General features: G+C 61.5%; 23 protein-coding genes and 2 pseudogenes. 10 read left to right on the forward strand and 15 right to left on the reverse strand.

From position 1 onward, the window contains the following. Window positions 1-136 precede the first annotated feature (136 nt). The 3 genes and pseudogenes from JOE32_RS01895 to JOE32_RS01905 all read left to right on the forward strand — a co-directional run. Complete coding sequence (locus JOE32_RS01895) at window positions 137-1,222, forward strand: DUF1615 domain-containing protein (protein WP_209980936.1); 1,086 nt, start codon at window positions 137-139, stop codon at window positions 1,220-1,222. Between the two features lie 194 nt (window positions 1,223-1,416). Further along, a pseudogene (locus tag JOE32_RS01900) lies at window positions 1,417-1,533 on the forward strand (DUF1615 family protein); the annotation flags it as partial. A 204-nt stretch (window positions 1,534-1,737) separates the two neighbouring features. After that, window positions 1,738-1,854: pseudogene (locus JOE32_RS01905) on the forward strand (DUF1615 family protein); the annotation flags it as partial. Between the two features lie 150 nt (window positions 1,855-2,004). Here the strand turns inward: JOE32_RS01905 and JOE32_RS01910 are convergent. Genes JOE32_RS01910 through JOE32_RS01920 form a run of 3 tightly spaced genes read right to left on the reverse strand, consistent with a single transcriptional unit; the run spans window position 2,005 to window position 4,590 of the window. Further along, window positions 2,005-3,186, reverse strand: coding sequence for an acetyl-CoA C-acetyltransferase (locus JOE32_RS01910; protein ID WP_209980938.1), 1,182 nt, complete (start codon window positions 3,184-3,186; stop codon window positions 2,005-2,007). 11 nt (window positions 3,187-3,197) lie between these two features. Beyond that, window positions 3,198-3,857, reverse strand: a complete 660-nt coding sequence (locus JOE32_RS01915) for a CoA transferase subunit B (RefSeq protein WP_209980940.1) — start codon at window positions 3,855-3,857, stop codon at window positions 3,198-3,200. 34 nt (window positions 3,858-3,891) lie between these two features. Continuing rightward, window positions 3,892-4,590: a CoA transferase subunit A gene (locus tag JOE32_RS01920; protein ID WP_209980942.1), complete on the reverse strand. Its 699-nt coding sequence runs from the start codon at window positions 4,588-4,590 to the stop codon at window positions 3,892-3,894. 131 nt (window positions 4,591-4,721) lie between these two features. On the opposite strand from JOE32_RS01920, the gene JOE32_RS01925 reads away from it, so the two are divergent. Further along, the gene (locus JOE32_RS01925) at window positions 4,722-5,624 is read left to right on the forward strand and encodes a LysR family transcriptional regulator (RefSeq protein WP_209980944.1); all 903 of its coding nucleotides are present in this window, start codon (window positions 4,722-4,724) and stop codon (window positions 5,622-5,624) included. Between the two features lie 57 nt (window positions 5,625-5,681). Here the strand turns inward: JOE32_RS01925 and JOE32_RS01930 are convergent, their stop codons facing one another. From JOE32_RS01930 to JOE32_RS01955, 6 genes are all read right to left on the reverse strand, one after another. Continuing rightward, a complete protein-coding gene (locus JOE32_RS01930) occupies window positions 5,682-6,011 on the reverse strand; it encodes a hypothetical protein (RefSeq protein ID WP_057009060.1) in 330 nt (109 codons plus the stop codon). Window positions 6,012-6,702: 691 nt separating this feature from the next. Then, complete coding sequence (locus JOE32_RS01935; protein WP_209980947.1) at window positions 6,703-7,548, reverse strand: NAD-dependent protein deacetylase; 846 nt, start codon at window positions 7,546-7,548, stop codon at window positions 6,703-6,705. 8 nt (window positions 7,549-7,556) lie between these two features. Then, window positions 7,557-7,997, reverse strand: a complete 441-nt coding sequence (locus JOE32_RS01940) for a CBS domain-containing protein (RefSeq protein WP_209980949.1) — start codon at window positions 7,995-7,997, stop codon at window positions 7,557-7,559. A 128-nt stretch (window positions 7,998-8,125) separates the two neighbouring features. Continuing rightward, window positions 8,126-10,075, reverse strand: coding sequence for a DNA topoisomerase III (locus JOE32_RS01945; RefSeq protein WP_209980951.1), 1,950 nt, complete (start codon window positions 10,073-10,075; stop codon window positions 8,126-8,128). A 151-nt stretch (window positions 10,076-10,226) separates the two neighbouring features. Beyond that, window positions 10,227-11,849 (reverse strand): MFS transporter, encoded by a 1,623-nt coding sequence (locus JOE32_RS01950; RefSeq protein ID WP_209980953.1) that lies wholly within the window; start codon window positions 11,847-11,849, stop codon window positions 10,227-10,229. A 65-nt stretch (window positions 11,850-11,914) separates the two neighbouring features. Next, window positions 11,915-13,561 (reverse strand): GMC family oxidoreductase N-terminal domain-containing protein, encoded by a 1,647-nt coding sequence (locus JOE32_RS01955; RefSeq protein WP_209980956.1) that lies wholly within the window; start codon window positions 13,559-13,561, stop codon window positions 11,915-11,917. Window positions 13,562-13,690: 129 nt separating this feature from the next. Here JOE32_RS01955 and JOE32_RS01960 point away from each other — a divergent pair, with 129 nt between their 5' ends. After that, window positions 13,691-14,584, forward strand: a complete 894-nt coding sequence (locus JOE32_RS01960) for a LysR family transcriptional regulator (protein WP_209980957.1) — start codon at window positions 13,691-13,693, stop codon at window positions 14,582-14,584. Between the two features lie 315 nt (window positions 14,585-14,899). Here JOE32_RS01960 and JOE32_RS01965 read toward each other — a convergent pair whose 3' ends face one another. Further along, on the reverse strand, window positions 14,900-16,246 hold the full coding sequence (locus JOE32_RS01965; protein WP_209980959.1) for a glutamine synthetase family protein: 1,347 nt from the start codon (window positions 16,244-16,246) through the stop codon (window positions 14,900-14,902). A gap of 11 nt (window positions 16,247-16,257) precedes the next feature. Then, window positions 16,258-16,815, reverse strand: a complete 558-nt coding sequence (locus JOE32_RS01970) for an XRE family transcriptional regulator (RefSeq protein ID WP_209980961.1) — start codon at window positions 16,813-16,815, stop codon at window positions 16,258-16,260. On the opposite strand from JOE32_RS01970, the gene JOE32_RS01975 reads away from it, so the two are divergent. After that, window positions 16,807-17,094, forward strand: a complete 288-nt coding sequence (locus tag JOE32_RS01975) for a hypothetical protein (protein WP_209980963.1) — start codon at window positions 16,807-16,809, stop codon at window positions 17,092-17,094. The two genes, JOE32_RS01970 and JOE32_RS01975, sit on opposite strands and share 9 nt — an antisense overlap. Window positions 17,095-17,171: 77 nt before the next feature. Beyond that, window positions 17,172-17,480, forward strand: a complete 309-nt coding sequence (locus tag JOE32_RS01980; RefSeq protein ID WP_209980965.1) for an RcnB family protein — start codon at window positions 17,172-17,174, stop codon at window positions 17,478-17,480. Between the two features lie 95 nt (window positions 17,481-17,575). On the opposite strand, the gene JOE32_RS01985 is transcribed toward JOE32_RS01980, so the two are convergent. Both JOE32_RS01985 and JOE32_RS01990 read right to left on the reverse strand, forming a co-directional pair. Further along, on the reverse strand, window positions 17,576-17,848 hold the full coding sequence (locus tag JOE32_RS01985) for a DUF1652 domain-containing protein (protein WP_057009068.1): 273 nt from the start codon (window positions 17,846-17,848) through the stop codon (window positions 17,576-17,578). A gap of 103 nt (window positions 17,849-17,951) precedes the next feature. Continuing rightward, complete coding sequence (locus JOE32_RS01990; protein ID WP_209980967.1) at window positions 17,952-19,448, reverse strand: helix-turn-helix transcriptional regulator; 1,497 nt, start codon at window positions 19,446-19,448, stop codon at window positions 17,952-17,954. A 196-nt stretch (window positions 19,449-19,644) separates the two neighbouring features. Here JOE32_RS01990 and JOE32_RS01995 point away from each other — a divergent pair, with 196 nt between their 5' ends. The 3 genes from JOE32_RS01995 (at window position 19,645) to JOE32_RS02005 (ending at window position 21,768) form a co-directional block, all read left to right on the forward strand. Then, entirely contained in the window at window positions 19,645-20,613 is a 969-nt protein-coding gene (locus JOE32_RS01995; protein WP_209980969.1) for a hypothetical protein, read from the forward strand. Window positions 20,614-20,733: 120 nt separating this feature from the next. After that, entirely contained in the window at window positions 20,734-21,354 is a 621-nt protein-coding gene (locus tag JOE32_RS02000; protein WP_122457676.1) for a hypothetical protein, read from the forward strand. A gap of 69 nt (window positions 21,355-21,423) precedes the next feature. Next, the gene (locus JOE32_RS02005) at window positions 21,424-21,768 is read left to right on the forward strand and encodes an FKBP-type peptidyl-prolyl cis-trans isomerase (protein WP_209990257.1); all 345 of its coding nucleotides are present in this window, start codon (window positions 21,424-21,426) and stop codon (window positions 21,766-21,768) included. Between the two features lie 620 nt (window positions 21,769-22,388). Here JOE32_RS02005 and JOE32_RS02010 read toward each other — a convergent pair. Together JOE32_RS02010 and JOE32_RS02015 are read right to left on the reverse strand one after the other, a co-directional pair. After that, window positions 22,389-23,561 carry a hypothetical protein gene (locus JOE32_RS02010; RefSeq protein ID WP_209980971.1) on the reverse strand — a complete coding sequence of 391 codons (1,173 nt, stop codon included), beginning with the start codon at window positions 23,559-23,561 and terminating at the stop codon, window positions 22,389-22,391. Between the two features lie 14 nt (window positions 23,562-23,575). After that, window positions 23,576-24,463 carry a nitrilase family protein gene (locus JOE32_RS02015; RefSeq protein ID WP_209980973.1) on the reverse strand — a complete coding sequence of 296 codons (888 nt, stop codon included), beginning with the start codon at window positions 24,461-24,463 and terminating at the stop codon, window positions 23,576-23,578. Between the last annotated feature and the right edge of the window lie 72 nt (window positions 24,464-24,535).

Below are 24,535 nucleotides of genomic sequence, written 5' to 3' on the forward strand. Positions count from 1 at the left end.
GTTATCCGAGGCTCATGTGGGAGATTTCAGCGGGATGTGTCCCCTTTCAAATGGCGCAGGGTAGAGTGGCGAACCCGCGTTAGACTTGCCTGTCGATATCCGCACTGCCTGGCCCGTCGTTATCCAAGGAAGCTCCATGTACTCAACACGCTTGATCCTCAGCCTCACGACTTTGCTGGTGCTGGCCGGCTGCTCAACGTCACGCGGCCCGCAGCAGCCGGAACGCAGCGAGGCCGACGTGAAGGCGCAGATCGTGCGCCTGCTGCCCGCCAAAGTCGCCGACCGCAACGGTTGGGCCCAGGACATTTACACCGCGTTCGATACCCAGCACATCTATCCCAGCACCGAAAATATCTGCGCCGTGCTGGCGGTGACCGAACAGGAATCCACCTACCAGGTCGACCCGCCCGTGCCGAATATGGGCAAGATCGCCCAGGATGAAATCCTGCGCCGTGCCGGCAAGGTGCATGTGCCAGCGTTTGTGGTCCGCAGCGCCTTGCAGGTGCGTTCTCCCGGCGGCAAGACCTACGCCGAGCGCCTGAATGCCGCGCGCACCGAGAAGGACCTCAGCGGTATCTTCGACGATTTCATCAGTATGGTGCCTCTGGGCAATACGCTGTTCGGCGGCTTCAACCCGGTGCACACCGCAGGCCCGATGCAGGTCAGCATCGAGTTTGCGCAGAAGCAGGCGCGCGATTATCCCTACACGGTGGACGGCACGATTCGCCGCGAAGTGTTCACCCGCCGTGGCGGCATGTACTTCGGCATCGCTCACTTGCTGGGCTACCCGGTCAATTATGAACAACCGCTTTATCGCTTTGCCGACTTCAATGCGGGGTGGTACGCAAGCCGCAATGCCGCGTTCCAGGCGGCAGTCAGCCGCGTTTCCGGCAGTGAGTTGGCGTTGGATGGGGACTTGATTCGCTACGGTTCGGTACTACCCGGCACCACCGAGCTGGCGGTGCGCTCGCTGGGCGCGAAACTGGACATGCGCAACCCCAGCATCCGCAGCCAGCTGGAACAGGGCGAGCAATTGGATTTCGAAGACACGACCCTCTACAAGCGCGTGTTCGCCCTGGCCGATAAGGCGGCCGGCAAGCCGCTGCCGCGTGCCGTGTTGCCGGGCATTGTGCTCAAGAGCCCGAAGATCACCCGAAACCTCACCACGGCGTGGTTTGCCAAACGGGTGGATGAGCGTTATCAGCGCTGCATGAAACGCTGAGCCTCTCCGACTGTGATGAAGAGCACCATGTGGGAGGGGGCTTGCTCCCGATAGCGGTGATGCAGTCACGAGTGTGCTGACTGAACCACCGCCATCGGGAGCAAGCCCCCTCCCACAGTTGGACTGTATTGGTCTGTGAAATCAGCTGCGTTCGAGGGCCAGGGCCCCGGCCTGACCGCCGCCGATGCACAGGAGACCCAGGCCTCTTTCGCAGCCAGTTGGAACAGGGCGAGCAATTGGATTTCGAAGACACGACCCTCTACAAGCGCGTGTTCGCCCTGGCCGACAAGGCTGCCGGCAGGCCGCTGCCGTAAGCGCTGAGCCTTTCCAGTCATGATGAAGAGCACCATGTGGGAGGGGGCTTGCTCCCGATAGCGGTGATGCAGTCACGAGTGTGCTGACTGAACCACCGCCATCGGGAGCAAGCCCCCTCCCACAGTTGGACTGTATTGGTCTGTGAAATCAGCTGCGTTCGAGGGCCAGGGCCCCGGCCTGACCGCCGCCGATGCACAGGAGACCCAGGCCTCTTTCGCAGCCAGTTGGAACAGGGCGAGCAATTGGATTTCGAAGACACGACCCTCTACAAGCGCGTGTTCGCCCTGGCCGACAAGGCTGCCGGCAGGCCGCTGCCGTAAGCGCTGAGCCTTTCCAGTCATGATGAAGAGCACCATGTGGGAGGGGGCTTGCTCCCGATAGCGGTGATGCAGTCACGAGTGTGCTGACTGAACCACCGCCATCGGGAGCAAGCCCCTCCCACAGTTGGACTGTATTGGTCTGTGAAATCAGCTGCGTTCGAGGGCCAGGGCTACGCCCTGACCGCCGCCGATGCACAGGGTGGCCAGGCCTTTTTTGGCGTCGCGCTTGATCATTTCATGCAGCAGGGTCACCAGCACGCGGCAGCCTGAAGCGCCGATCGGGTGGCCGATGGCGATGGCGCCTCCGTTGACGTTGACCTTGTCGGCGTCCCACTCCAGTTCCTTGCCCACCGCCAGGGCTTGCGCGGCGAAGGCTTCGTTGGCTTCGATCAGGTCCAGGTCGGCGAGTGTCCAACCGGCCTTGTCCAGGCAGCGGCGGGTCGCCGACACCGGGCCAATGCCCATGATGGCCGGGTCGACGCCGGCATTGGCGTAGCCAGCGATACGCGCCAGCACCGGCAGCCCGAGTGTCTTGGCTTTGTCCGCGCTCATCAGCAACACCGCCGCAGCGCCGTCGTTGAGGCTGGAAGCGTTGCCGGCCGTGACGCTGCCGTCTTTCTTGAACGCGGGCTTGAGTTTACCCAGGGACTCGGCCGTGGTGCCGGCGCGTGGTTGCTCATCCACGGTAAAGGCTACGGGGTCGCCCTTGCGCTGGGGAATCAGGACCGGCGTAATCTCATCGACAAATCGCCCGGCTTCAATGGCCGCAGCGGCTTTTTGCTGGGACGCGGCGGCGAAGGCATCCTGCGCTTCACGGCTGATGCCGTACTTGTCCACCAGGTTCTCGGCGGTGATGCCCATGTGGTAGTCGTTGAACGCATCCCACAGGCCATCGGTGATCATGCTGTCGACCATTTTGGCGTGGCCCATGCGCAAACCGGTGCGCGCGGCCGGCAACACATAGGGGGCCAGGCTCATGTTTTCCATGCCGCCGGCGATGATCACCTCGGCATCGCCGCAGCGAATCGCCTGCGTGCCGAGGTGCAGGGCCTTGAGGCCCGAACCGCAGACCTTGTTCAGGGTCAGGGCGGGTACGGCGTGGGGTAAACCGGCGAGGATCGAGGCCTGGCGTGCCGGGTTCTGACCCGAGCCTGCGGTGAGCACCTGACCGAGGATTACTTCATCTACCTGGGCCGGGTCCAGGCCGGTCTGCTCCAGCAGGCGGCGGATCACGGCGGCGCCGAGTTCCGGTGCCGGAATAGTCGCCAGCGAACCCTGGAAGCTGCCCACGGCGGTGCGGGTGGCAGCAACAATCACGACGTCTTGCATGGCATCGGTCCTCACTGGAAATGCATTTCCGGAACAGTGTCCGGGACGATGAGTTTACCGGCGGTCTTGCTCACAATTTCTTCAACGCTGACGCCTGGTGCGCGTTCCTTGAGGATAAACGCGCCATTGCCGATTTCCAGGTAAGCCAGGTCGGTGAGCACACGCTTGATGCAGTGGGCGCCGGTCAGCGGCAGGCTGCATTGGCTGAGCAATTTCGACTCACCGTCCTTGGACGCGTGGGTCATGATCACGATGATGTTTTCCGCACCGGCCACCAGGTCCATGGCGCCGCCCATGCCCTTGACCATCTTGCCGGGGATCATCCACGAGGCGATGTTGCCCTGCACGTCGACTTCAAACGCGCCGAGCACCGTAAGGTCGACGTGGCCGCCGCGAATCATCGCGAAGGACTCGGCGGAGGAGAAGATCGAGGCGCCGATACGCGCGGTCACCGTCTGTTTGCCGGCGTTGATCATGTCGGCATCAAGCGTCTCTTCAGTAGGAAACGGGCCCATGCCCAGCAGGCCGTTTTCCGATTGCAGCATCACTTCCATGCCGTCGGGGATGTAGTTGGCCACCAGGGTTGGAATGCCGATGCCGAGGTTCACGTAGAAACCGTCCTGCATTTCGCGGGCGACGCGTTGAGCCATTTGTTCGCGGGTAAGCGCCATTTCTTGAGTCCTTATTGTCAGGGCCTGAGGCAGATTATGTGCGGACGGTGCGCTGTTCGATGCGCTTTTCGAAGGTGCCGCAGATGATCCGGTCGACGTAGATGCCAGGGGTGTGGATCTGCGCCGGATCCAGCTCGCCCGGTTCGACGATTTCCTCGACTTCCACCACGGTGATCTTGCCGGCGGTGGCGGCCAGCGGGTTGAAGTTCTGGGCGGTGTGGCGGTAGATGACATTGCCGAAGTGGTCGGCTTTCCAGCCTTTGACGATGGCGAAGTCGCCGGTGATGGATTCTTCCATCAGGTAGGGGCGGCCGTTGAATTCACGGGTTTCCTTGCCTTCGGCCACCGGGGTGCCAACGCCGGTGGCGGTGAAGAACGCCGGAATGCCGGCGCCGCCTGCGCGCATTTTTTCCGCGAGGGTGCCTTGCGGGGTCAGCACCACTTCGATTTCGCCACTGAGCAGTTGCTTCTCGAACATGGCGTTCTCACCCACGTAGGACGCGATCACTTTGCTGATCTGTTTTTCTTCGAGCAGCACGCCGAGGCCGAAACCGTCGACACCGCAGTTGTTGGAGACCACGGTCAGGTCGCGCGTGCCCCTGCGCTTGATCTCGTTGATGAGGTTTTCCGGAATGCCGCACAGGCCAAAACCACCGGCGAGGACGGTCATGCCGTCTTCCAGGCCTGCCAGGGCTTCCTCGTAGGACGCCACGCGTTTATCGAAACCTGCCATATGCACCTCTTTTATTATGTGTGGGCCAGCCAATGAGCCGAGTGTTGCGCCGCCGCATTGATTTGTTAAGTTGTTTTTTAAGGTTGATTGATTTAGAAAACAGCATAGTCGAGCCGCCGCCCGGAGCAGTCATGACCGTCAAACAGCTGCGTGCCTTCCTGGCCGTGGCGCAAAGCCTGAGTTTCGCCGCCGCGTGTGAGCGCCTGCACCTGTCCCAGTCGGCACTCAGCCTGACCATCAAAGGGCTGGAGGAAGGCCTGGGCGGTCGTCTGTTCAGCCGCACCACGCGCAATGTGGCGCTCACCCCGGAGGGCGAATCCCTCCTGCCGCTGGCGCGCCGGTTGATTGCTGACTGGGACAATGCCGAAGACGAACTGCGTCAGCGTTTTACCTTGCAGCGCGGGCGGGTGACCGTGGCGGCGATGCCATCGTTTGCCGGCAACCTGCTGCCGCCGATCCTGACCCTCTTCCGCGCGCGTTACCCTCAGGTGAACGTGACCGTGCATGACCTGATCAATGAGCAGGTGCTGGAAATGGTCCGCGACCGCCAGGTGGAGCTGGGCGTGGCGTTCGAGCCGGGTGAAGGTTCGACATTGGCGTTTACGCCCCTGTATCTGGACCGCTTCATTGCCGTAGTGCCGGGCGACTCACCCTTGGCGCGGCACACGGCAATCAACTGGCAAACCTTGCTCGAATACCCATTCATTACCTTGCAGCGACCCTCCACGGTGCGGGTGATGCTGGAGGAGCACCTCGGTGCGTTGCACATGAAGCTGCCGGTGGCGCTGGAAAGCCATCAACTGGCGACGGTGGGCAAGATGGTTGCCAGTGGCCTGGGCGTGAGCGCCGTGCCGGCGTTATGCAGAGGGCAGATGGAGGAGGCGGGCGCGCGGTGCATTACCTTGACCGGTCCGGTGATCGAACGGCCGATTGGCGTATTGACCAAACCGGGGCATGAGCTGTCGGCGGCGGCGCAAGTGTTGTTTGATATCTTTCGGGATGAGGCGCAGAAGGGAAGGTTTCCAAGGTTCTGAGTGACGGCACGGTCACTTCAGGGAGCAGGCAAACCTGCTCCCTGAAGTTGCACTTGGCTAGTAGTAGCGATCAATCACTTTAACTTGCGAGCTGTCTTTGAAAGAGGCCCAGGCATTGTTGATTGTGTCGAATACCTGCTCGATAAAGTTGCGATCGGCGGCTGCTTTCTTGCCGACATAACCCTGGCCGCGACGGTACATCTTCAGGCGCGCCGCCAGCTCTCGGTGGCTGCGGTCGAAATCGGCTTCTTCGGAGTGGGGCGCCAGGCAGTCAATTTTCACTTCGCCCGATTTTTCCACCCACAGGATATGGTCGTCGAGTGTGTCTTTCTGCGCGGCGAACATCTCAGCCAATTCATCGATAGTGGGTTGGTTATTCAGATTCATGTGTAAGCCCCTTGACCAGTTGGTGATCTATCCGTTAATTCCGTTAAAATTAGTTGTCTCCGGCTCAAAAAACCGGGCGTCAGTGACGGTCTGCCAAATACGGGCAGGGTCTTGAAACTGATGCATGTAGTCTTGCTGATGAACTGCTACGCAATGCATTCATAACGAAGACAGGCAGCATTTGAGCGCCTGTACCCAACCCTTGCGGGGCAGGTCAGCTTCATCAATCTGCCTTGTGGGCAGTGCACATCCGGAAAAAACAGCTCGGCGGTCAGACGAGCGTCTTCAAAACACCTGTTACCAACGCTCCCGATGCGGGAGACGTCTAGATCATGCTAGGACAAAAACGCCGCGTCAACGATTATGTAGTGATTATTTTTGCTCACTACATAAAATGCTTTGATGACGGGAGAATGCGTAAAAACGTGACCTGGGCGTCATTTTCGGAGCGGTGGGTCGCCTCTGTGGCAAGCCGACTTTGTGGCGAGCGGGCTTGCCCCGCGTTGGGGTGCGAAGCGCCCCCAATCGAGCAAAATGCGGTGTACCTGATACGGCTCAGCGCCTGGCTTTGGGGCTGCTGCGCAGCCCAACGCAGGACAAGCCTGCTCGCCACAGGGAGTCTGCGCTTAACTGAACGGCATTAGGGCAAGCCCGCTCGCCACAAGGCATTTTTGATGGGCAGTGTTTTTTGCTAGCTCAATCGCTCGGCAAGCAAGGGCAGCAAATGCTCACAGGACGCTTCAATCTTCACCTGCAACAGCTCATCGCCACGGGTCTTGCCTAAATTGATGGCGATCACCGGCTTGTCCTGTTCAACCATCGCTTTGCACAGACGAAACGCCGAATAGGCCATCAAGGACGACCCCACCACCAACAGCCCATCGGCTTGCTCCACCGCCGTCATGGCCCTGGCGCCTGTAGCCGGTGCCACATTCTCGCCAAAAAACACCACGTCGGGCTTGAGCCGCTCGCCATGGCAGCGTGGGCATCGGGGCACCTGGAAGCGTTCTTCGAATGTGGGGTCTAGCAAGGTGTCGCCGTCCGGTAATTGCACGGCATGTACCCGGGCGAGGTAGGGATTGTCGATCTCCATCTGCCGCTGGATTCCATCGCGCGGGCTGCGCTGCTGGCAATCCAGGCACAGCACCCGATGCAGGCTGCCATGCAGCTCGATCACATCCTGGCTGCCGGCCTGATCATGCAGGGTGTCGACATTTTGCGTGATCAGCCCGCTGATGCGCTGGCGGTGTTGCAGGGTCGCCAGTGCCAGATGGGCCGCGTTGGGCTGCGCGATGCGCACCTTCGGCCAGCCCAGCATCGCCCGCGCCCAGTAGCGACGGCGCGCTTGGGGTGTGGCGAGAAATTCTTGGTACATCATCGGCGCCTTGCCACGGCGCACGCCTTCGCTGTCGCGGTAGTCGGGGATGCCCGAGGAGGTGCTGATCCCCGCACCGGTCAGGACCAGAAAGCGCCGTTCGCTCATCGCCCGGTGCAGGGTGTCGAGTTGATCGGCAAGATGTTCCAGCGTGTCGAGCATGGGTTCCCCTATTCGCCGCGAATGTATTGCTCCAGTTGCCTGATCAGGTCCGTCTGTTCGGCAATGGCTTCCTTGACCAAGTCGCCAATGGACAGCAAGCCCAGCAGCTTGCCATCTTCTACCACCGGCAAGTGGCGCAGATGACTGTCGGTCATGATGTTCATGCACTCCTCGACACTTTTATGGGGCTCAACGGTAATGACCGGCGAACTCATGACCTGATCGACCCGCGTGGTCACCGACGACAGGCCCTTGAGGATGAGTTTGCGCGCGTAGTCACGTTCGCTGATGATCCCTACCACCGCACCGTCCTTGACGACCGGCAAGGCGCCGACGTTTTTTTCCGACATGCGCACCAGCGCTTCAAACACGGTGTGGTCCCATTGAATGGTATGCACGTCGTGATGCTTCTGGTCCTTGGCTTTGAGCAGTTGTGCAACGGTTTTCATGGCGGCCACTCCGGTATTGTTGTTGGTGAGTCAGGGTCCTACAGAATCCTAGACGGCCCACAACCGGGCAAGGTCCAAAGCGGCGTTAAACCCGTCGAAAAACGTCATTTACCGGATTTTTTCGTGTTTTAACCTGCTTTGGTCGGCTTTTTCGCGCGCTTGGCGCTGGTTGCCGCCTTGCGCGGGGCGCTCTTGCGTTTGTTTTTCCAGGGCGTGGCACCCCGGCCTGCCGGGCTGGCCGGGCCGGTGATGGTCATGCGCATGCCATTGCACCGGGCCACCTGCTTGCTCATCCAGGCCGCTTGTTTGGCGACGAATTCCTCAAGGCTCATTTCGCCGCTTTGCACCATGTCCAGCGCCTGCTCCCAGATGGCGGTAGTGCCGGGGTCGGCAATGGCCCGGGGCACCGCGTCGATCAGGCTGAACGCCGCCGGCGTGGCCGACAGCGCCTTGCCATTCTTCACCAGGTAACCGCGGTCCAGCAGGCCCTGGATTATGCCGGCGCGGGTGGCTTCGGTGCCGATGCCGGTGGTGTCCTTGAGTTTTTGCTTGAGCAGCGGGTCCTGCACCAGCTTGGCGACGTTCTTCATCGCCTTGATCAGGTCGCCTTCGGTGAACGGCTTGGGCGGTTGGGTCCACAGGTCCTTGAGGTTGACCCTGGCCACCGCGTAGTCCCGACCTTGCGCCAGCATCGGCAACGCCTGGGGCGCAGGGGTTTCGCGGCCTTTGGCGGGGGCCAGTGCTTCGGGCAGTGCGCGCTTCCAGCCCGGCTCGATCACTACCTTGCCCACCGCGCGCAACGCCTGGCCGGCGCAGTCGAAATCGGCCTGGGTACGATCGTATTCATGGTTGGGCAGGAACTGCGCCAGGTAACGCGCACGAATCAGCGTATACACCGCTCGCTGCTTGCCGGCGAGTTGCCCGACATCCTTGCCGGCCCCGGTGGGAATGATGCCATGGTGGGCGCTGACCTTGCTGTCGTTCCAGGCCCGCGAGCGGCGCTGGGGGTCGATATGGGGCATCAGCTCGTTCACCGCGGCATCCGCGCGGCCCAGCGCCGCGAGAATCTTCGGCGCGTCGCTGTGCTGGCTCAAGGGCAGGTAGCCGCAGTCGCTGCGCGGGTAGGTGATGACCTTGTGCGTCTCGTAGAGGGATTGAGCGATATCCAGGGTTTCCTGGGCGCCGAGGCCGAGCTTCTTCGAGCAGATTTCCTGCAGGGTGCCCAGGTCGAAGGGCAGGGGCGCCACCTCACGCATGCGCTCGGTGCGCAGCTTCACCAGCCGGGCGCTGGCGGCCTGGGTCATCGCTTGGGCGGCGTCACGGGCGATTTGCGGGTTGAGGCAGCGGCCCTGGTCGTCACAGGCATCCTCTGCGGCACGCCACTGAGCAGTGAAGGTGATGGCGTCGTGGCGCAGGTCGACATCGATGGCCCAGTACGCCACCGGGACGAAATCGGCGATGCTGCGGTCGCGGTCCACCACCAGGCGCAGGGTCGGGGTTTGTACGCGACCGACCGGCAACACGCCCTGATAACCGGATTGACGACCCAGCAAGGTAAACAGGCGGCTCATGTTCATACCGATCAGCCAGTCGGCGCGCGAGCGACCCAGGGCCGAGTGGTACAGGCTGAAGGTTTCGGCGCCGGGCTTGAGCGCGGCAAGGGCCTTGCGGATGGAGGCGTCGTCCAGCGCCGACAGCCACAGCCGCTGGATCGGCCCGCGATAACGGCAATGCTCCACCAGCTCACGCGCGATCATCTCGCCCTCACGGTCCGCGTCAGTGGCAATGATCAGTTCCTGGGCTTCCCCCAGCAGGCGCTTGACTGCCTTGAACTGGCTGGCGGTCCTGGGTTTGACCTGCATTTTCCATTTTTCCGGGACGATCGGCAGGTCGGCCAGTACCCAGCGCTTGTATTTGGCGTCGTAGGCGTCGGGCGGAGCTGTTTCCAGCAGATGGCCGATGCACCAGGTGACGGTGACCCCATTGCCCAGCCAGCAACCGTCGCCGCGGCGACTGGCGCCGAGCACGGCCGCGATATCCTTGGCCTGGGAAGGTTTTTCACAGAGGTACAGCCGCATGGTCATCACATCAGCTTGGGTTGATGCCTTGCAGGATGCTTAGTCGAAGGCAATTGAGCAACCATTATCTGTATGGATGTACAGCTATTTGTGTATTCATTGCAAAACCCTGTGGGAGAGGCTTGCTCCCACAGGGATTTCCACCGATCAATCAGTTGTTATCGATGTCGACGTGGCGCGTTTCCTTGAGGCAGAACAGCCCTACGATCAGGCTCACACCCGTCACTACCACCGGATACCACAACCCGTAGAAAATATCCCCGGTGTACACCACCAACGCAAACGACACCGTCGGCAGGAACCCGCCGAACCAGCCGTTACCAATGTGATAGGGCAGGGACATCGAGGTGTAGCGGATGCGCGTCGGGAACAGCTCCACCATCAGTGCCGCCAGCGGGCCGTAGCACATGGCCGCGATCAGGATGAGTGCGACGATCAGCACCACCACCATCACCTTGTTCACCTGGGCCGCATCCGCCGAACTCGGGTAGCCGGCCAGGGTCACCGCGCCGCGCAGGGCGGCTTCGTCGAAGCCATCGATGCGCACGTCACCCACGCTCACCTGCACCGGGCTGCCGGCCGGTGCGGCAGCGCTGGTGTAAGGCAGGCCCTGTTTGACCAGGAAGGTCTTGACCTTGTCGCAGGGGCTGTCAAACCGCGCCTTGCCCACCGGGTCGAACTGAAACGTGCAGGTGGCGGGGTCGGCCAGTACGGTGATCGGCGCCTGTCGGCTGGCCTGGTCCATGGCCGGGTTGGTGTAGTGCGCCAGGCTCTTGAAGATCGGGAAGTACAGCACGGTTGCCAGCAGCAGGCCGAGCATCAGCACCGGCTTGCGCCCGACCTTGTCCGACAGCCAGCCAAAGAAGATAAAGAACGGCGCACCGATCACCACGCTGATGATCAGCAGCATGTTGGCCAGGGCCGGGTCCATTTTCAGGAACTGGGTCAGGAAGAACAGCACATAGAACTGCGCCGCGTAGAAGGTCACCGCTTGCCCGCCGTTGATGCTGAACAGGGCGATCAGCACCACCTTGAGGTTTTCCCATTTGCCGAAGGAATCGCGGATCGGCGCCTTGCTGGCCTTGCCTTCCTCTTTCATCTTCAGAAAGGCCGGCGACTCATGCAGGCTCATGCGGATCCAGGTAGAAATGCCCAGCAGCACGATGGAGAACAGGAACGGTATGCGCCAGCCCCACACTTCGAATTGATCGCCCGTGAAGTAACGGCAGGCCAGCACCACCAGCAGCGACAGCAGCAGGCCGAGGGTGGCGGTGGACTGGATCCAACTGGTGTGCAGGCCGCGTTTGCCTGCGGGTGCGTGCTCGGCCACGTAGGTCGCAGCGCCGCCGTATTCGCCGCCCAGTGCCAGGCCTTGCAGCATGCGCAGCACGATCAGGATGATCGGCGCCGCGATGCCGATGCTGGCGTAGGTCGGCAACAGCCCGACGCAGAACGTGGCCACGCCCATCAAAATGATGGTGACCAGAAACGTGTATTTGCGCCCGATCATGTCGCCCAGGCGGCCGAACACCAGCGCGCCGAACGGGCGCACTACAAATCCCGCCGCGAAGGCCATCAAGGCAAAGATAAACGCCGTGGTGTCGTTGACCCCGGCAAAGAACTGCTTGCTGATCACGGCCGCCAGGGCGCCGTATAGGAAAAAGTCATACCACTCGAACACTGTGCCGAGGGAGGAGGCGAAGATGACTTTTCTGGAGTCGTTACCGGCGCTGGCAGGCAGTGCGGCGCCGAGCGGTTGAGCATGTTCTGACATCGGGTAGTCCTCACAGTGATTATTTATTGTTGTTCCACTGTCGGCGTCAAAGGTGACGCCGCTGTTCAGATTGCATGAACCCGTTCTTTCTCCGGGGCGAGGCTCCTTGTGGGCGGTGAAAGGATCAGCTGCGCAGCCTTCTCGGCAATCATCAGCGTGGGTGAGCAGGTGTTGCCGGAGGTGATGCGCGGCATGATTGAGGCGTCGGCAATGCGCAGCCCCGGTACGCCGTGTACTCGCAGTTGCGCGTCGACCACGGCGTCTTTGTCGCTGCCCATGCGGCAGGTGCCCACCGGGTGGAAGATCGTCGTGCCGATACGGGCGGCGGCTTCGTGCAGTTGTTCTTCGGTCTGCAACGCTTCGCCCGGCAGGTATTCCACCGGTTTGAACTGGCTCAGCGCCGGTGCGGCGACGATGCGTCGGGTCAGGCGAATGGCGTCGGCGGCCACGCGCAGGTCTTCGGGATGGCTCAGGTAATTGGGCTGGATCAGCGGCGCATCTGCCGGGTTGGCCGAGCGAATATCGATACGCCCGCGGCTCTGCGGGCGCAGGTCGCAGACCGACGCGGTAAACGCCGGAAACCCGTGCAAAGGCTCACCGAAACGCTCCAGGGACAGCGGCTGCACGTGGTATTCAAGGTTGGCCGAGGTCTGTTCGGGCCCCGAGCGGGCAAATGCGCCGAGCTGGCTGGGCGCCATCGACAGCGGGCCGCTGCGGTCATACAGGTATTGAAGGCCCATGCCCATCTTGCCCCACACGGTGCCGGCGATCTGGTTGAGGGTGCGGGCGTTTTCCAGTTTGTAGATCAGCCGCAGTTGCAGGTGGTCCTGCAGATTGCCGCCGACGCCCGGCAATTCATGCAGCACCTCGATGCCCAACGGCTTGAGCACGCTGGAGGGGCCAATGCCCGAACGCTGCAGGATGCCCGGCGAGCCCACGGCACCTGCGCACAACACGATTTCCTTGTGCGCTTTCCAGGTTATCTGCTGGCCATGTTGACGGCCGACCACCGCTGACGCACGGCCGTTTTCGAGTACCACGCGGTCGACTTCCACGTCGGTCAACACGGTGAGGTTGGGTCGCTGGCGGACGGGTTTGAGAAACGCCTTGGCCGCGTTCCAGCGCACCCCGGCTTTCTGGTTGACCTGGAAATATCCGCAGCCTTCATTGTCACCCTGGTTGAAATCACTGACCGAGGCGATGCCACTTTGCGCCGCCGCATCGCGAAAGGCATCGAGGATCGGCCAGTGCAAGCGCTGCTGCTCAACGCGCCATTCGCCGCCGTCATTGTGGAACTCCGAGCCACCGGCAAAATGGTTTTCGCTGTGCTTGAACAGCGGCAGTACGTCCTTCCAGGCCCAGCCGGGATTGCCGGCGGCCGCCCAGCCGTCGTAGTCCAGGGCCTGGCCGCGCATGTAGATCATGCCGTTGATCGACGAGCAGCCGCCCAGCACCTTGCCCCGTGGATAACTCAGCGCACGGCCTTGCAGGCCTGCCTGTGCTTCGGTCTTGAAGCACCAGTCGGTGCGCGGGTTACCGATGCAGAACAGGTAGCCGACGGGAATGTGAATCCAGGGGTAGTTGTCGCGGCCACCGGCTTCCAGCAGCAGGACGCGGTGGGCGGGGTTGGCGGACAGTCGATTGGCCAGCAGGCAGCCTGCGGGGCCGGCACCGACCACCACGTAATCGTATTGCGCAGTTGCAAGAGGCATCTGGGGTCTCGCTTGTTTTTCTTATTGGTTCCATCCTAGTTGTTAGTTTTCGTCTTAAAAATGTTAGTTTTTGCCCAGCTGCTGTGCGTTTTTAAACAGCGCTGCCCGAGGCCACGCAATGGAGGCGACATGTTCGACTGGAATGACCTGCGGTTTTTTCTCGAGTTGCAGCGCAGCGGCCGCCTGCTCACCGCCGCGCAGCGCCTGAAAACCACACATGCCACGGTGGCCCGGCATATTGAAGCGATTGAAAAGAGCCTCGGCACCGCATTGTTTGTGCAGCATGCCCAGGGCTACGAACTGACGCCCTCCGGCGAAGCGCTGCTCAAGCACGCTGAAGCCATGGAAAACCTTGCGTTACTGGCCGAAGACGAACTCACCCACTCCGCCGCGCCCCTGGGCAAGATTCGCCTGGGCGTGGCGGAAGGGTTGGGCGTGATGTTCCTGGCCGGGCGCATGGGCGGCCTGTTCGAGCGTTATCCCGGTCTGGAAGTGGAGCTGGTGGCGGTGCCGCGCTTCGTCAGCATCCTCAACCGCGAGGCGGAAATCAGCATCCACCTGGAGCGTCCCAGCGTCGACCAACTGGTCACCCGCAAACTCACCGACTACCGCCTGGCGCTCTACGCCAGCCGTGCCTACCTGGACCGCCACCCGCCGATTGAAAAGCGCGAAGATCTTGCGGCCCATGCCTGGATCGATTACGTCGACGACCTGCTGTTCAGCCAGGAGCTCAAATTCCTCAGCAGCTTCTGCCGCACCCCCAAAGTGGTATTCCACAGCACCAGCGTCATAGCCCAGCATCAAGCGGCGCGCTCCGGCTTGGGCATCGCCGTACTGCCATGCTTCATGGCCGCCGGCGACCCGGACCTGATCGCGCTGCTACCGGAGGAAGGCATTCAGCGCAGCTACTGGATCAGCTCGCGCCGGGAACTGCATAAATCGGTGCGGCTGCGGGTGTTGTGGGATTACGTGGTGGAGTTGTGCGCCCGCGAGCAAGGGTTGTTGCTCGGCGCGCCTACCTGACGAAACCGGGTAAAAAGGTGGGAAGCTTGGCGCTGTCGTGCAGCCAGTTGCAGCCTCTGTGGTAAGCAGGCTTCTTGTTGTGGCGAGCGGGCTTGCCCCGCGTTGGGGTGCGAAGCGCCCCCAATCCAGCAAAACGCGGTGTACCTGATACGGCTCAGCGTCTGGTTTTGGGGCTGCTGCGCAGCCCAACGCAGGACAAGCCTGCTCGCCACAGGGAGTCTGCGCTTAACTGAACGGCATTAGGGCAAGCCCGCTCGCCACAAGCCTGTAATCGCCTGAAAAGGTGATTTTCGTCCCTGAAGAACAACGCCAGGTTCAGAGAAACCAGCGATATTCCCGCGCATTAATCTCCTGCTGAAACGCCAGGTGATCCTGGCGCTTGTTCTCGCAATACACGTCAACGAACTCTGCGCCCAGCGTGTCGCGCACCACCGTGTGAGGCTGCATGGCGCGGACGGCGTCGAGCATTTCCACGGGGAAGCCAGTGCCGCTGCTGCGATCGTCGTTCAGCGGGGCGATGGGTTCTTGTCGGGTTTCAAGCCCGTGTTCGAGTCCGGCCAGGATTGCCGCCAGCACCAGGTAGGGGTTGGCGTCGGCGCTGGCCAGGCGGTGTTCGATACGCAGGTTGCGCGGGTCGGACTCGGGGATGCGCACGCACGCGTCGCGGTCTTCGAAGCCCCAGCTGGCGCGGGTGGCGGCGTTGACTGTGCCGCCCAGGCGGCGCAAGGCGTTGTGGTTGGGGGCGAAGATCGGCATGCAATGGGGCAGCAGTTGCAGGCAGCCGGCCACCGCGTGGCGCAGCGCTTGCTGCTGGTGCGCGGCCAGCAGGTTGTTGCCTGCGCCGTCGTACAGGCTGACGTGCACGTGCATGCCGCTGCCGGGAAATTGCAGGTAGGGCTTGGCCATGAAGCTGGCGCGGTAGCCATGCTTGAGCGCCACGCCGCGTGTACTGCGGCAGAACAGGGCGGCCCAGTCGGCGGCGCGCAGGGCGTCGTCCGAGTGGCCGAAATTGATCTCGAACTGGCCGGGGCCGATCTCGGCAGTGATTACGGTGCTGTCGATGCCCTGGTCCCTGGCGGTTTGCGCCATGTCGTCGAGCACGGCGCTGAACCGCGACAGCCGCTCGATGTGCAGGTTGGGCTGGTCGTCGGTGTCATCGCTCAGCGGGTCGCGGGGGAATTGCGGCAGGCCGTTGGCGAGCTTTTTATCGAACAGGTAAAACTCCAGCTCGAACGCCACCACCGGGTGAATACCCTTGTTCTGCAAGCGCTGCAACACTCTGGCCAGCACTTCGCGGGGTTCGAACTCGATGGGCGCGTCGGTGCCGTCGGAGGTGATCAGCATCTGCCCCAGGGGCTGTGACTCCCAGCTCACCGGCTTGAGCGTGCCCGGCACCAGGCGGCGATTGGCGTCCGGGTCGCCGTCGTTGAAACAGTAATCGCCGATCTTGAACAGCCCGCCCTGAACCCCCAGCAGCACGGCGTTCTGGGGCAGCTTCAAGGGGCTGCCGGCGGCGACTTTTTCGAGCATCTCCACCGGGTACCGCTTGCCGTAGAAATGCCCGGGAATGTCCAGAGCGATCAAGTCGACATAGCGCACATCGGGGTACTTCTGGCGAAACGCGCGGACTTCGGCCAGCAACGTGCAGGATGGGGTTTTCACAGGGGTTGCTCCTAGTTGTACACCCACAGCACGCGGGCAGGCACATCGGTAAGGTTGGCGTAGCGACAGTGGGCGAAACTGGCCAGGTGGAAACTGTCGCCCGGGCCGAGGGTGACGCTGTCGGCCTCGCCCTCCACCCACAGCGTCAACTCGCCTTCGAGCACGAAGCCGGCCTGCTCGGCGCGGTCGCTCATGCTCTGTTCACCACTGTTGGCGCCGGGCGCCAGCAGGCTGTCGAGCATGGAGAAGGCGCCGTTCATGCTCGGCGAGACGAGGATGTCGGTAATGCCATTGGCGTAATACACCGTGCGCCGCTCGTTGGGACGCGTGACCCAGTCCACCGCCTTGGGCTTGGGCAGGCTGTAGAAATAGGTGGTGGGCACGTCGAGGGCATGGCTGATGGCGGTAAGGTCCGCCACGGTCGGGCGCGACAGGCCGCGTTCCACCTGGGACAGAAACCCTACGGATCGCTCGATCTTTTGCGCCAGCTGAGCGAGTGTGAGTTTCTTGTGCTTGCGCAGATCGTGGATCAGGGCGGCGAGGGTAGCGAGTTCTTCTTGTTGGGTCATGAAATTAATGTCGATAAATTTCATGAAAAATTACAGGATAAATTTCATGCGGGCAACCCGTGCCAAGGATCGATGCCGAACCGTGGCGAGCGGGCTTGCCCCGCGTTGGGGTGCGAAGCGCCGCCAATCGAGCAAAACGCGGTGTACCTGATACTGCGCGGAGACTGGTTTTGGGGCTGCTGCGCAGCCCAACGCAGGGCAAGCCTGCTCGCCACAACAAGCCGGCTCGCCACAGGGAATTTGCGTTTTATTGAGCGGCATCTGGGCAAGCCCGCTTGACACAAAAACATGGCCTGAATGATTCCACGCGGCTGCGGTCGGAATCTGGGTACGCGTCATTAATTGAAGGAGCACCCATGAAGTCCAGATCCCTAGCTGCCTGCGTTCTCGTTGCTGCAAGCCTGTCCACCGCCAGCTTTGTGGCCCAGGCCGGTGATACCCCCCAGGAAACCGTGCAGCCTTCCAACATCAATGCCCGTGACTTGAAAGAGGGCGACCGCGCGCCGGATATCCTGATGCGCGAGGAATCGGCGGTAAAAGACTGGAAAAAACATGGCCTCAAGGACCCAGGTGAAAACAACCAGTGGGCTAAGGCGGCCGACAAGTATGTACTGCTCAAGACCACCAACGGCACCATTCTTGAGATCACCCCGGCGAAGAAATAATCGCGCAGCGTCCTGCATCAAGGTAACCGGCCGCAAGGGTCGCGTTACCTTCCTACAGATGGGGGGAGTTTATCGTCGGGAGAAGGTGTGCTGTTTTATCGGGGCGTGATTGACGGCCAATCATCCAGCGTGAGCTTGCCTACGGTGTTGCTTTGCAGTTCGTAGCGCAGCTCTTCGACCATTCTGGTCACTTCCTCCGGGGTGTGCAGCCGGTTGGTGGTAATTCCGGTGACGACCAGGTCCACCCGGCCGGTCTCGGCGTCGTAGACCTTGAGGGTCAGTGACGCATCCCGGCACAGGGTGAACTCACAGGTTAACGGCAACAGGCCTTCCTCGATGCAATTGCGCAATTGAGAGACGGTGAGCATGCATTTTCCTTCAGGGCATTCAATGCGGTCCCTTCAAGGTTATTGATCGCTCCCCCGCGCCAGAAGGCGAATTCGCACTAGAGGCACTAGTGCATTTGCATGTCTAAGGCTTGTTTTTCAGGCGCAGTTCTCCGGCAAACAGTCCGCGTTCACGGGCCCAGACGATCGCTGCGCTGCGGCTGTGCACCCCCAGTTTGGAATACACCGTGGCCACATGATTACGCACGGTATTGGGCGCCAGCTTCAGGCGCGATGCGATTTCCTTGTCGGCCAGGCCTTCGCAGATCAGCCCCAGTACATCGCGTTCGCGTGCGGTCAGGTCGGTGAAGGTCACGTTCGGCAGGTTGGGGCTGTTGACGCTTTTGGCGTTGGCCAGCTTCTCGATCAGGGTCTGGCTGAACCACGAGGCGTCCTGCATCACTTCTTCGATGGCTGCCACCAGTTCCAGCTCCGAGCGTTTGCGTTCGGTGATGTTCATCAACACCAGCAGGTAGCAGGGCACGTTTTCGATGCTCACGGTGTCGGCGGACACCACGCAGTCGATCACTTCATTGCCTTTTTTGCGCACTTTCAACTCTTGCCCGTCGAGGTTGCCGACCTTTTCCAGGGTCGCGAACAACTGCGCGCCGGCTGAAGCGCTGTCGATAAAGTCGATGTCTTCGATGGCCTTGCCGATCAGCTCCTGGCTGATATAGCCGGTGATGTTCATGAACGCTTCGTTGACGTCTACCACCTGGCGGTTGGCGGCATTGCACACCAGCGTCGGCACGGGCGTGAGGCGGAAGGATTTGGCAAAGCGCTCCTCGCTCTGGCGCAGGGCGATTTCCGCCTTGCGCCGTGGCTCCAGGTCCATGAAGGAAAACAGCATGCAGTCTTCCTCGTTCATGTCCAGCGGCTGCCCGGCGACGATCACCAGTTTGCTGCCGCCTTCGGGCAGTTTGAGTTCGGCCTGCATTTGCGGGATGGTCGCGCCTTCCCCCAGGCGCTGGATGGCCAGGTCCTTGCGCTCGGCCTGCTCCAGCACGTCCAGTTCATACACGGACTTGCCGATGACCTGGTCGCGGTTGTAGCCGGTCATTTCCAAAAACCCCTGGTTGACCTTGATGTAGCGCAGATCACTCAGGCGGCAGATCACGGCGGGCGCCGGGTTGGCGTTGAAGGTTTTTTCGAAGCGCTGCTCGGCGCTGGCCCACTCGGTGGCGTCGCTGAGGATCAGCACCAGCAATTCCGGCTCACCCTTGGCATCGGCGATCACCAGGCTGCGCAGGCGGTGCACCCAGGTTTTGTCCGGGTCGGCGGTGGACGTGACTTCGACCACCACATCGCTGAATTCATCGCCGGCGGCGGCTCGGGCGAGGGGGTAGTTGTCCGCCTGCACCGGGTGATTGTTTCGATAGCGCAGAGCAAAGCGTTCGGCGTATTGCCGGCCGTCGCTACCGAGGCCCATCACATCGCCGACGCCGTGCATGGCCAGCGCGGCTTCGTTGGCCCAGAGGATGGTCTGGTCGACCTCGGCCAGGATCACGCCATCGGATAAGCCCGAGATGATCTGCTGCAATTGGCGGCGGTTGGTTTCTTTGGCAAGAACGTCCTGTGTCATGGGCTCTCCGATCTTTAAGTGCATGAAACTAAGACAGGGGAGGTTCGTGAACGTGCAGAAAAAATGATCCCGTTCAGGTGCGAATGCACCAGTCTGGATAGTGCAGATGGGCCAAGACTGAACGTATGTCGTTTCGCCACACTCACAAGATCAAGGCACTTTGCCTTGCTTCTATAACTTGTGAAGGACCTCTTGTATGACCACTGTCTATGAAACCAACCGTTCGTTGTTTCGCGTGTCCTGGAGCTCGGTATTGGCCGGTAGTGCAATTGCACTGGTGACCTATCTGGTCTTGAGCGTGCTCGGCACTGCAATCGGCGCCAGCGCCGTCAACCCGATGGAAGCGGGTAACCCGCTGAGTGGTTTCGGCACCGGTGCCGGGATCTGGCTGTTCGTTTCGACGCTGGTGGCGATCGCCGTCGGTGCATTCGTGGCCGGGCGTACTGCGCCGGATCGCGGCGGTCTGCACGGCGTGCTGACCTGGACCCTGACCACCCTGTTCACCACCTGGCTGCTGGCCGGCCTGGCCTCAAGCGTGGTCGGCACTGCCGGCAATGTAGTGGGCAAAGGCCTGTCGGCTGCCGGTAGCGGTATCGCCGCCGCCGCACCGGGCATCGGTGACAGCATCAAGCAGCAATTGAACGAGCGGGGCATCCAGCTGGACTGGAACAGCCTGCAGGGTCAACTCGACACCTTGCTCAAGCAGACCGGCAAGCCTGAGTTGGACCCGTCCAACGTCGAGCAGAAAACCGATCAGGCCGCTGCTGATGGCAAGCAGTCGGCAACCGATGCTGCGAACAATCCTGCCCAGGCCGGCGATGAGTTGAAGCAGTGGTTCGAACGCGTCAAGGCTTCGGGCGAACCGGCGCTGAACGCTGCCGATAAGGAAGCACTGGTCAATATCGTTGCTGCGCGTACTGGCAAGAGCAAGGCAGAAGCTACCCAGATCGTCGACAACTATGCCCAGGCTTATCAGCAAGCCATGCAGAAGGTTGAAGAACTCAAGCAGCAAGCCGAGCAGAAAGCCCGCGAAGCCGGTGAAGTGGCCGCCAAGCAACTGTCGCGCGCTGCCTGGAGCACCTTGGCGATGCTGTTGCTGGGCGCTGCCTTGAGCTTCTTCGTAGGCCGTTTCGCACTGACCAGCCGTCGCGTGCCATTGGCCTGATTCAACCCAGTGCTTGCGCCACGGTTGTGGCGCAGGCGCTGGAGACGCGATGAGCAGTCGGCATCGACGTCAATGAGTGCGTAAAATGGGCGCCTTTCGCATATCACGCAAAGGTGCCCCTTGAGCGCAGGCAAAGCTGTCGGACTGTTGGTCCTCACTTCCCTACTGGCCGCGTGCGGCACCTCGCCGCCGCGCAGTCCCAATGACCTGTGTGCCATCTTCCGCGAAAAGGACGACTGGTACGACGCCGCCAAGGTCACGCAAAAGCGCTGGGGCGTGCCAATCGAAGTACCGTTCGCCATCATGTATCAGGAGTCGGGTTTCCGCCACGACGCCAAGACCCCGCGTAAATACCTGCTGTGGATCATCCCCTGGGGCCGCGTCTCTACCGCATCCGGCTACGCCCAGGCCAAGGATGAAGTGTGGAACGACTACCGCAAAAGCACCGGCCGCAGCGGCGCCGATCGTGAAGACTTCGACGATGCCATCGACTTCGTCGGCTGGTACATGGACAAGACCTACACCATCAACGGCGTCTACAAATACGACGCGTACGGCCAATACCTGAACTACCACGAAGGCTGGGGCGGCTACCGCCAGCGCACCTACGCCGGCAAGCCCTGGCTGCTCCCGGTGGCGGGCAAGGTGCAGGCGCGTTCGCAGATGTATGCGCGCCAGTATGCCGGGTGCAAGGATGATCTGGGGCGGGGATGGTGGAGCAGGTTCTGGCGGTGGTTGTAGGTTGATCGCTTGATCGTTCCCACGCAGGTGCTGCTGCACTTGCCGCACGTATTCGTCAATGAGGGCTCCATGAACAACGACCAATTGCAGATCACCGATACGCGGCCGGGCACTGGCAAAGCCGTGGTCAAGGGCGCGCTGATCACCACCCAATACACCGGCACCCTGGAAGACGGCACGGTGTTCGATTCGTCCTGGGAGCGGGGCAAGCCGTTCCAGTGCGTGATCGGCACCGGGCGTGTGATCAAGGGCTGGGACCAGGGCCTGATGGGCATGCAAGTGGGCGGCGTACGCACCTTGTTCGTGCCCGCGCACCTGGCGTATGGCGAGCGGTCGATGGGCGCGCACATCAAGCCCAACAGCAACCTGCGCTTTGAGATTGAGTTGCTGGAAGTGTTGACGCGCGAGGATTGAGGTCAGTTGGTTGTGGCTGTGGCGAGCGGGGCAAGCCCTAATATCAGTCAGTTAAGCGCAGCTCCCCTGTGGGAGCGGTGGTGCGACGATTCGACTTGCCCGCGAAAGCGGTGGGTCAGTCAACATCAATGTTTGCTGGGCCGACGCCATCGGGAGCAAGCCCCCTCCCACATTTTGTACAGCGTTCGGCAGACCATTCCGGTCGGCTCTCAGGCCGCCGCGCTTTTGCTTTTGATCTGGAGCGCCCCGTCAAACACGCTGGCCGAACGCAGGTTTTGGAGCGTGGGTAACCCGGCAGGACGCCGGGTTAGCCGCGCTGGGCCAAGGATGGCCCATCGCGGCGGCCCACGCTCCAAAGCCTGCGTTCGGGCACACCGAGCTTGGGCGAGGTGCCGAGTGTTGGGGCAAGAGCCCTTTTGGTTACTTTTGGGGCTCTTTTCCAAAAGTGACCCGCTGTAAGGGCGGAACCCTAAGTCGCCGTTACCGCACAAACCGATATGTACACCGAAAAGTCGCACCGCTCGTTGCTTCGAGCATCACGCTGGCTTAACTGACTGGCATTAGGGGCAAGCCCGCTCGCCACAGAGGTCTCGGATTGCTGGTGTATTCGGTGGGGTTGTCTACATCTCGTTTAACCAGCCCACCAGCGGCACCACCAGGAGCGTACTCAGTGCCATTGAAATCACATTGCCAATATACGGATGAAAATGTGCCGGCAATCGCGCCGCAATCGCACAGGCCAATGGCGGTGCGATCAGCGCACCCAGCAGTGCGCTTGAGCCCACGACCATCCAGCTGCCGCCAAGGGTCAATACGGCGGCAGGCACTACCGATACCAGCGGCACATACGTGGGGAACCAGCCGCGCTTGATCCATTGTTGCCTCCAGATCAGCACACCCAACGCCGAAGTCAGGGCTTGTGCGCCAAGCAGTGGCAAGACCAGGCCCGAGCCGTAGGCCGGGCTGGCGGGGTTCAGCGCATAGGCCAGCAACACGCCTGCAATCAGCCCGAGGCTGGCCCACTCATTACCGAAAAACGGCGCTTCGGAAAAGTCCGCCAACACCCTGCGCGCGCTCCACACTACGCCGTAGGTGGGCGGTTTGACTGGGGCTGGCCGGGTGGGCGCGGGGTGGTCCGAGCGTACCAACGAGGGCACGTGACGGCAGAGTACAAACGCCACCACGCTGCCCAGCGCCATGCCTGACACGTTGCCGATCACCACGGGCAGGCCCAGCGGCACGCACACGAAGTTCACGATCAACAGGCACATCGGCGTTACCAGTAATGCGCCCAGTACCGCCCCATTGATCGTCACTTTCCAGCCGCCGCCGAACATCAGCACCATGGCGGCCGGTAATGAAACAAACGCTGCGAATGTCGGTTGCCACGTCTGCGCAGTGACGCTCCAGCCCCAGAGCATATTGCTCAGCAGCAGCCCGAGCAGTGAACTGGTCACCAGCCAGGGCCATACTCCGCTGCCGTAGCAAATCGAAAAGCCTTGCCAGGCCTTATTGCGCGTACTCGCCCACCAGGCCAGGTACGCACCGGCCAGCAGGCCAAGGGAGGCCAGTTCATGCTTGTAGAAAGCGACTTCACTGATGTCTCCCAGTACCCAGCGGAGCCAGGCAACGGGATGGGGAAGGCTTTGCGTCATGTCGCTGTAGCCTGGCCAGGAGCCGCCGTAGCGGATGGCAATCCACAGCACCAGCAATGCACTGATGAGAAACAGGCTGAGCGCTACTGTGTCGGCCCTTGAGCGAGCCGCCTTGGACTTGGTTGATAACATCTCCATGCTGTGCCCTCCGATCAGCGTGGAAGGGCAGGGTGTTGCGCATACCCGAGCATCTGATCGTAGAGATCGCAGCGTCGGTCGCGCTGCAGGTCATTGAGGCTGTTCCAGATCGGCGCGCTGCGGGCGCTGGTGATGTCGATGTCGGCAAACAGTATCTCCTGGCGATTGGCCGAGGCCACGGCGCCGATGGGCCAGCCATTGGTGCCGGCAATCAGCGAGCAGCCAAGGTAACGGGCGTCGCGTTCTTCACCGATGCGACTGGCGGCCGCGATAAATACGTTATTGACATGGGCGGCCGTCATCGTGAGGTAGGACGCCATGCATTTGCCCGCCTCATCGAACAGCGGCGGCGGGGTCCACACCCAGTTGTTCAGGCTGCAAATGATATCGGCGCCTTGCTGGCTGAGAATTCGCGGCACTTCCGGAAACCAGATGTCCCAGCAGATCAGCAAACCGATGCGCCCGATGGGCGTTTCAAACACGGGAAAACCCGTGTCCCCGGGGGTGAACCACAGCTTTTCCCTGTTCCATAAATGGGCTTTGCGGTATTTACCGATGAACCCATCCGGGCCAAGCAGCACTGCAGTATTGAACAACTGCGTACCGTCTATTTCGCTCAACCCGGCGACCAGATACACCTGATGTCGGCTGGCAAAATCCATCCAGGCCCTGACACTGGCTCCCTCCGGGACTGCCTCGGCGTGATCGAAAGCGTCCTGGCGACTGGTGAAGTAATAGCCACAATTGGACAGCTCTGGCAGCACGATCAGGTTGGCACCACCGTTCGCGGCGTCGGTGGCCAAGGTCAGTGTCTGACGCAGGTTGTTGGCGCGGTTGACGGTGCCGACCTGCGGGTCAAGCTGTATCACGGCTACGCGGGCGGGGCTTGCAGCTTCGGTCATGGGTGTGGCCTCTTATTTTTATACAACCGGAATGGTTGGGCGTTTATAAGAGGCGAAAATATGTTTATATAA

The organism is Pseudomonas sp. PvP025, assembly GCF_017832155.1.
In the GTDB taxonomy this organism is placed as follows: domain Bacteria; phylum Pseudomonadota; class Gammaproteobacteria; order Pseudomonadales; family Pseudomonadaceae; genus Aquipseudomonas.

Excerpts from the sequence above, each read along its gene's own strand:
- JOE32_RS01895 (WP_209980936.1), top strand. The coding sequence starts at position 137 with ATGTACTCAACACGCTTGATCCTCAGCCTCACGACTTTGCTGGTGCTG.
- JOE32_RS01910 (WP_209980938.1), bottom strand. The coding sequence starts at position 3,186 with ATGCAAGACGTCGTGATTGTTGCTGCCACCCGCACCGCCGTGGGCAGC.
- JOE32_RS01915 (WP_209980940.1), bottom strand. The coding sequence starts at position 3,857 with ATGGCGCTTACCCGCGAACAAATGGCTCAACGCGTCGCCCGCGAAATG.
- JOE32_RS01920 (WP_209980942.1), bottom strand. The coding sequence starts at position 4,590 with ATGGCAGGTTTCGATAAACGCGTGGCGTCCTACGAGGAAGCCCTGGCA.
- JOE32_RS01925 (WP_209980944.1), top strand. The coding sequence starts at position 4,722 with ATGACCGTCAAACAGCTGCGTGCCTTCCTGGCCGTGGCGCAAAGCCTG.
- JOE32_RS01930 (WP_057009060.1), bottom strand. The coding sequence starts at position 6,011 with ATGAATCTGAATAACCAACCCACTATCGATGAATTGGCTGAGATGTTC.
- JOE32_RS01935 (WP_209980947.1), bottom strand. The coding sequence starts at position 7,548 with ATGCTCGACACGCTGGAACATCTTGCCGATCAACTCGACACCCTGCAC.
- JOE32_RS01940 (WP_209980949.1), bottom strand. The coding sequence starts at position 7,997 with ATGAAAACCGTTGCACAACTGCTCAAAGCCAAGGACCAGAAGCATCAC.
- JOE32_RS01945 (WP_209980951.1), bottom strand. The coding sequence starts at position 10,075 with ATGCGGCTGTACCTCTGTGAAAAACCTTCCCAGGCCAAGGATATCGCG.
- JOE32_RS01950 (WP_209980953.1), bottom strand. The coding sequence starts at position 11,849 with ATGTCAGAACATGCTCAACCGCTCGGCGCCGCACTGCCTGCCAGCGCC.
- JOE32_RS01955 (WP_209980956.1), bottom strand. The coding sequence starts at position 13,561 with ATGCCTCTTGCAACTGCGCAATACGATTACGTGGTGGTCGGTGCCGGC.
- JOE32_RS01960 (WP_209980957.1), top strand. The coding sequence starts at position 13,691 with ATGTTCGACTGGAATGACCTGCGGTTTTTTCTCGAGTTGCAGCGCAGC.
- JOE32_RS01970 (WP_209980961.1), bottom strand. The coding sequence starts at position 16,815 with ATGACCCAACAAGAAGAACTCGCTACCCTCGCCGCCCTGATCCACGAT.
- JOE32_RS01980 (WP_209980965.1), top strand. The coding sequence starts at position 17,172 with ATGAAGTCCAGATCCCTAGCTGCCTGCGTTCTCGTTGCTGCAAGCCTG.
- JOE32_RS01985 (WP_057009068.1), bottom strand. The coding sequence starts at position 17,848 with ATGCTCACCGTCTCTCAATTGCGCAATTGCATCGAGGAAGGCCTGTTG.
- JOE32_RS01990 (WP_209980967.1), bottom strand. The coding sequence starts at position 19,448 with ATGACACAGGACGTTCTTGCCAAAGAAACCAACCGCCGCCAATTGCAG.
- JOE32_RS01995 (WP_209980969.1), top strand. The coding sequence starts at position 19,645 with ATGACCACTGTCTATGAAACCAACCGTTCGTTGTTTCGCGTGTCCTGG.
- JOE32_RS02005 (WP_209990257.1), top strand. The coding sequence starts at position 21,424 with ATGAACAACGACCAATTGCAGATCACCGATACGCGGCCGGGCACTGGC.
- JOE32_RS02010 (WP_209980971.1), bottom strand. The coding sequence starts at position 23,561 with ATGGAGATGTTATCAACCAAGTCCAAGGCGGCTCGCTCAAGGGCCGAC.
- JOE32_RS02015 (WP_209980973.1), bottom strand. The coding sequence starts at position 24,463 with ATGACCGAAGCTGCAAGCCCCGCCCGCGTAGCCGTGATACAGCTTGAC.